A 5,109-nucleotide genomic window follows, 5' to 3' on the forward strand; every position below is an offset into this window, starting at 1 on the left:
GCCAGCCGGGCGACCGCGAAGGGTGGGCCGGAGCCGGGGGGGTGCCCGCCGAGGGCGCCAGCAGGGCCCCGCGGCAGCGGGGACACCATTCGCGTTGCCGGTCGCGCACGTTCCAGCGGGTGCCGCACTGGGAGCACACCTGGATCACCGGACCAGACTAACGCCGTCCCGGCGTCGGCCTTGGGACCGCGGGCCGTGGGCCGCTCCGGCGGCCGAGACCGTCGGGCGCGGGGAGCGGGATCGGCAACCCGCGCGACCTCGCCGACTATCCACAGTTTCCACAGGTTTATCCACATGGACGCAGCGGGTATAGAAAGCATCGCTACAGCCTCTGGCGGCTGACCGTGATGTAACTGTGGATAACATCCGGCGTTGTCGGCACGCCATAGACAGCCCGGAGCGGTCGTTGAGCGAAATGTATTGCCTCACTAAGCACCCGTGCGAGCAGCGCGTCCGCCCGAGGATTCAGCCCCCGCGCCCGGAGCGGGCTTTCGAGCCCGGCCGCCATCGCCAAGCCGCAGTTCAACGCGATATTTCTTCAGCCCGCCACAAAGCGCTATGATCGCGTTCGCAAAAGGTGTTTGTGACTCACCTCACTGACGCGAGGTGACCGGGGGTGAAAGGCGATTGATGGCCACGCATTCGTTCGGTCCGGGTTCACCGGGCCCGTCGAAGTCGTACTGCGGCTCCCCGGCGTGGAATCACAGCTACAGCATCGCCGCGCTGCGCGCCGGGCTGATCGCCCTTGCATTGCTGGCCGTGCTCGCGGTCATCGTCTTGTTCTGAATAACCGCTCAGCGGGTATCCGCGTTCCGGCTCACATGGGTCGTTCTTGCGGAGCGCGCGGTCATGGAGCAGGGTTGATAACGGCCGGCCGCCGCGAGGCGGCGCCGCGCGACTGAGCGTCAAGACGATAATCGAAGAAAGGAATGCCGTGGCTGAATACACCCTGCCCGACTTGGACTGGGACTATGCAGCGTTGGAACCGCACATCTCCGGGCAGATCAACGAGATCCACCACAGTAAGCACCACGCCACGTACGTCAAAGGCGTGAACGACGCTCTGTCCAAGCTCGAAGAGGCCCGCGCCAACGAGGACCACGCTGCGATCTTCCTGAACGAAAAGAATCTCGCCTTCCACTTGGGCGGCCACGTCAACCACTCGATCTGGTGGAAGAACCTGTCGCCGGACGGCGGCGACAAGCCGACAGGTGAACTGGCCGCAGCGATCGACGACGCCTTCGGATCCTTCGACCGCTTCCGCGCGCAGTTCAGTGCGGCCGCCAACGGGCTGCAGGGTTCGGGCTGGGCGGTCCTGGGCTACGACACCCTGGGCAGCCGGCTGCTGACCTTCCAGCTCTACGACCAGCAGGCCAACGTTCCGCTCGGCATCATCCCCTTGCTGCAGGTCGACATGTGGGAGCACGCCTTCTACCTGCAGTACAAGAACGTCAAGGCGGACTACGTCAAGGCGTTCTGGAACGTCGTCAACTGGGCGGACGTACAGAAGCGGTACGAGGCCGCGACGTCGAAAACCCAGGGCCTTATTTTCGGCTGACTTCATTTCGATCGGCCGGGGCGTCGCGCGTTGCGCGGCGCCCCAGTCGTTTGTCCGGCCTTCGCTCGCCGCGTGAGTAGGCCTGCGCCGCTGACCGTGTCGTGTTGCATGGCGCCTAAACCGCAGGCATGCTTAATTATTCGGACTTGCCAGTGTGGTTGTTCCAAGCGGAGTCATCGCGCGGAGGTCGAGATGGAAACTGGGTCGGACGGGCCTATCGGGGTGTCCCCGTTCCATTCTCGTGGTGCCTTGAAGGGGTTCGTGATCTCCGGGCGGTGGCCCGACTCGACCAAGGAATGGGCCCAGCTCCTCATGGTCGCCGTCAGAATCGCGTCGCTGCCCGGATTGCTCTCGACCACAACGGTGTTCGGTGCCCGCGAAGAACTCCCGGACGAACCCGAGCCCGGCACGGTTGGCCTGGTGCTGGCCGAGGGCACGGTGTTCGGTGAATCCGCCATCCAGCCAGGCTATTTCGCGGAGCATCAGCCGCCGGCTCTGCTCATGTTGCACCCGCCGTCGGAAACCACGCCGTCACTGCCCGAATGCACCGGCGCGGCATCTGGATGCGTCTTGCTGCCGGGACTGCCCTATCTGGGACTCGAGCATCGGGCGGCCTGGGTGGAGGCCGAGGCCGACGGGACAATCACTTCGATGGTGAGCCGGGTCGGCGTCGACCCGATCAGCCACCCCGATACGGCGATACTGGCGATGCTGCTCGCCGCGTAACAAAATGCCGGTTTGCGCCGCGCTTTCGCTGCCGCGCGCGAACCGCGATTCGCCTTGCCCGACGCTGGGCCGACCGTCTGCACCCGCGCGGGCCGTTTCCGCAACCGCGGTCCCCTAGACGCTGCGGCGCCGCAGAACCTTCGACGCAAGCGGGGCGCTACCAGCGGTATCCGGCTAAGTGAATGACGCCTCGACTACCGGCGCCAGGGGGCCGCCCGCTGGGCACGAGCGACCGTCGCGCGGGCATTTTTCCCACTCGACAGCAAAGGATGAGCTAAATCGCCCCGGATTGTCGACCCGTTGCGGAGCGATCGCCCAGCATATTCCGGCATATTATCGCACCCGTCAGCGCGCCGTCCGCCCGCCACCTTGGAACGAACCTGCAATTCTGCGGATAACCTGTGAGTTCCAAGGATTTAGTGGACACCCCAGCGAATCAGTTAGACGCTCGTCAAGTGGGGAGTTGGCAAGCGTCAGCTATGCCGGTCGGGAATCCCTTGGGGTTTGCACCTGGTTACGGTCACCAAGCCTCGCTACCATGATCAGCAAATACACCTAGGTAATAGTTCACTTCTACAGCCCAGTGGAGGTCAAATCAATGAGCACGACGTTCGCTGCTCGCCTGAATCGCCTGTTCGACACGGTGTATCCCCCGGGACGCGGGCCGCACACCTCCGCGGAAGTGATCGCGGCGCTCAAGGCGGAGGGCATAACGATGTCGGCTCCCTACCTCTCCCAGTTGCGTTCCGGCAACCGCACCAACCCGTCGACGGCGACGATGGCCGCTTTGGCCAATTTCTTCCGCATCAAGTCGGCGTACTTCACCGACGACGAGTACTACGAGAAGCTCGACAAGGAACTGTCGTGGTTGGCCACAACGCGCGACGACAATGTGCGCCGCATCGCGGTCCGCACGGCCGAGCTGTCCCCCGAGGCGCAGCGCGAGGTCATGGAGCGGGTCAACGAACTGCGCCGCGCCGAGCACTTAGACGCCTGACGTCCACGCCGGGCACCGGCTGTCGAGCCCGCCCTGGAGGGCTGCCGCCCGCCCATTCCGATTAGGGTTGGCTCAGCGGATCGCGCAACCGCGAGAGCGATAGACAACGATTGCCAGCGAGATCACCGGGAGGCGGCCGGGAATGGGCCTGTTCCGCAAGCGAAAGAGCCGCGCGACGCGTCGCGCCGAAGCCCGCGCGATCAGGGCCCGCGCGAAGCTCGAGGCCAAGCTGGCCGCGAAAAACGAGGTGCGCCGCGCCAAATCCGCTCAGCGGGCGGAGAGCAAGGCGCTGCGCGCGCAGATCAAGGCGCAACGGGACCGCGACCGCAACGCCTTGAAGGTCGCGGAGGCCGAACTCAAGGCCGTGCGGGAGGGCAAGATCTTCTCACCGACGCGGATCCGCCGGGTGCTGACGGTGTCCCGGTTGCTCGCGCCGATCCTCACGCCGCTCATCTACCGGGCGGCGGTCGCGGCCCGCGCGCTCATCGATCAGCGTCGCGCGGATCAACTCGGCATTCCGCTGGCGCAGATCGGCCAGTTCTCCGGTCACGGCGCCCAGCTGTCGGCCCGCATCGCGGGAGCGGAGAAGTCGCTGCGCACGGTGCAGGACAAAAAGCCTAAGGACGCCGAGACCAAGCAGTTCGTCTCCGCCATCGCCGAGCGGCTCAGCGACCTGTCGGCGGCGGTCACCGCCGCGGAGAACATGCCGGCCGCGCGCCGCCGGGCGGCCCACGCCGCGATCTCGACGCAACTCGACGGGATCGAGGCGGACCTGATGGCCCGCCTCGGACTGAGCTGACCTCTCGCAGGAAAGGCGGCACCCCGGCATGCCCGTCCACCGCAGGTGGATCTCACGCACCCTGACCGCGCTCGCCGCGGCCGTCGCCCTCTATCTCGGCTCGGCGGCCCAGCTCCCCGCCGCGTGGGCGCACGTGCACGCCAGCAGCGACAACGCGGTGCGTGGGGCCATGGCGATCGTCACGTTCCAGGTGCCCAACGAGTCGAACAACGGGGCGCTCACCACCGCGCTGACCGTCACGCTTCCCAACGTCGCGTCGGCGCGCACCGAAAGCCAGCCGGGCTGGACGGCCCGGCTCGACCGCGACGCCGCGTCGGGCACCGTGCGCTCGGTGACGTGGACCGCCGCCCTCACCGGCGGCGTCGGGCCGGATCAATTCGCCCTGTTCCGGCTGTCGGTCAAGCTGCCCGACACCGACACCGTCAGCTTCCCCGCCGCGCAGAGCTACTCCGACGGAACCGTCGTGAAGTGGGATCAGCCGCCGCTGCCGGACGGGAGCGAGCCGGAGCACCCGGTACCCACGCTCACCCTCGCCGCCGGACCGGCGGCACCGCATCAACACCACGGCTCCCCCGGCCCCGCGCCGACCGGGCCCACTGCGGCCGATAACACCGCCCGGCTGCTGGGCGGCGCCGCTCTGGTGGTCGCCGCCGCGGGCATCGCGATGGCACTGATCCGCCGGCGGGCATGAAGCGCCTGGCGGTTGGCGCGTGCGTCGGCGTCATGTTCGTGATCGCCACGTTGACCGCGCCCGCCGCATCGGCCCACGCCACCCGCGTGGCCACCGATCCCGCGGCCGATGCCGCGCTGGCGACGGGCCCGCAGCGAGTGAGCGCCACGTTCAACGAGCAGTTGCAGACCACGTTCGCCGCCATGACGGTGGTCGGGCCCGACGGCAACGTGTGGTCCACGGGAGAGCCCACGGTGCAGGGCGCGGTGGTCGGCATCGCCCTGCGGCCACTCGGGCCGGCCGGAACGTACGCGGTGAACTACCGCGTCACCTCCGCCGATGGCCACGTGGTGTCCGGA

7 protein-coding genes and 1 pseudogene are annotated in these 5,109 nt (G+C 67.4%); 7 read left to right on the forward strand and 1 reads right to left on the reverse strand.

The genetic code is table 11. From position 1 onward, the window contains the following. Window positions 1-148 (reverse strand): annotated as a pseudogene (locus DQP58_RS27345) (DUF4328 domain-containing protein); the annotation flags it as partial. Between the two features lie 482 nt (window positions 149-630). Between DQP58_RS27345 and DQP58_RS26915 the strand changes: the two are divergent. The 7 genes from DQP58_RS26915 to DQP58_RS25770 all read left to right on the forward strand — a co-directional run. Continuing rightward, window positions 631-786 carry a hypothetical protein gene (locus DQP58_RS26915; protein ID WP_165827960.1) on the forward strand — a complete coding sequence of 52 codons (156 nt, stop codon included), beginning with the start codon at window positions 631-633 and terminating at the stop codon, window positions 784-786. A gap of 148 nt (window positions 787-934) precedes the next feature. After that, complete coding sequence (locus DQP58_RS25745; RefSeq protein ID WP_066863798.1) at window positions 935-1,558, forward strand: superoxide dismutase; 624 nt, start codon at window positions 935-937, stop codon at window positions 1,556-1,558. Between the two features lie 192 nt (window positions 1,559-1,750). Next, window positions 1,751-2,284, forward strand: coding sequence for a peptidase (locus tag DQP58_RS25750; RefSeq protein WP_066863795.1), 534 nt, complete (start codon window positions 1,751-1,753; stop codon window positions 2,282-2,284). A 598-nt stretch (window positions 2,285-2,882) separates the two neighbouring features. Beyond that, window positions 2,883-3,281, forward strand: coding sequence for a hypothetical protein (locus DQP58_RS25755; protein ID WP_007771864.1), 399 nt, complete (start codon window positions 2,883-2,885; stop codon window positions 3,279-3,281). 142 nt (window positions 3,282-3,423) lie between these two features. Continuing rightward, entirely contained in the window at window positions 3,424-4,080 is a 657-nt protein-coding gene (locus DQP58_RS25760; protein WP_066881719.1) for a DUF6474 family protein, read from the forward strand. A gap of 28 nt (window positions 4,081-4,108) precedes the next feature. Continuing rightward, window positions 4,109-4,771: a YcnI family copper-binding membrane protein gene (locus DQP58_RS25765; protein WP_112710889.1), complete on the forward strand. Its 663-nt coding sequence runs from the start codon at window positions 4,109-4,111 to the stop codon at window positions 4,769-4,771. Beyond that, a partial coding sequence (locus tag DQP58_RS25770) for a copper resistance CopC family protein (protein ID WP_133259442.1) occupies window positions 4,768-5,109 on the forward strand: 342 nt, incomplete at its 3' end. The genes DQP58_RS25765 and DQP58_RS25770, both read left to right, overlap by 4 nt.

The sequence above is a fragment of the Mycobacterium colombiense genome (genome assembly GCF_003284975.1).
GTDB lineage: Bacteria > Actinomycetota > Actinomycetes > Mycobacteriales > Mycobacteriaceae > Mycobacterium > Mycobacterium europaeum_A.